Here is an 847-nt window from a genome sequence, read left to right as displayed (position 1 = left end):
GTGATGGAAATGCTGTCGCGGTCATTCAATATTTTTACGATGAAAAGGCCCGCTTTCTCGCTCTCAAGCGCATAGAAGCGGCTTCGGCCAGCTAGGAGAACGCTTATGTTGATTTTAAGGATCGTTGCAGGACTTTATCTTCTTAGCGGGCTTTGGTGTTTGATTCGACCGGACTTGGCGGCGAGCTATGTTGGCTATGAGATGACCGGCGTGGCGGCAACAGCAGAGTTCTTTACGGTTTACGGTGGTATTCAGTTGGGTCTTGGCATCGCGATGCTGTTGGGGTCTTTCAAAGAAGGATTTCAGGAGGCGACACTTTTTTTTGCCTTGGTTTTTTCGCTGACGCTGATTGGAACCCGTTTGATCAGTTTTATTATCTATCCCGAGGCCTTGGGCCATGTCGGCGCGTGGCTAATGGCAGAGATTGAGGGCTTTATCGCGCTTGCTCTAGGCGTTGCCTATTATAGAGCTGCACATCGCCAGCAAGTGATGCGCAGCTCTATGATCTAAGGCGGCAGTTAGACTTTCTTTCAAAAACGCCTCGCTACAAGGTGTTTAGTAGCGTCAACTCCGAAGGGTGAGGGGCGAGGTACTTGCAGTTGTTGACGAAGGGCTTGGGGTGGCGGCGAAAGTGATGTCGCATTAGGACGATCGGAACGATCAGTGGCACTAATCCTTCCCGATATTGCAAGATCGTTTCGACAAGCTCTGCCTTATCTTCTTTATCGATATCATTTTTAAGAAAGCCCTGCAGGTGTTGCAGTACGTTAACGTGATTTTTACGTGTTGCGCGGATCTTCAGAATTCTCATCATTTCGACAAAGTAGCACTCTGAAAGCGACTCCAC

General features: G+C 49.0%; 2 protein-coding genes. One reads left to right on the top strand and one right to left on the bottom strand.

Going from position 1 to position 847, the window contains the following annotated elements:
• Positions 1-105 precede the first annotated feature (105 nt).
• Entirely contained in the window at positions 106-510 is a 405-nt protein-coding gene (locus A3750_RS20500; RefSeq protein WP_068454027.1) for a hypothetical protein, read from the top strand.
• Between the two features lie 34 nt (positions 511-544).
• Here the strand turns inward: A3750_RS20500 and A3750_RS20495 are convergent.
• On the bottom strand, positions 545-847 hold a 303-nt coding region (locus A3750_RS20495), incomplete at its 5' end, for a YbgA family protein (RefSeq protein WP_156498795.1).

It is taken from the genome of Oleiphilus sp. HI0079, assembly GCF_001635105.1.
This window is presented reverse-complemented; position numbering and strand designations above follow the sequence as displayed.

Excerpts from the sequence above, each read along its gene's own strand:
- A3750_RS20500 (WP_068454027.1), top strand. The coding sequence starts at position 106 with ATGTTGATTTTAAGGATCGTTGCAGGACTTTATCTTCTTAGCGGGCTT.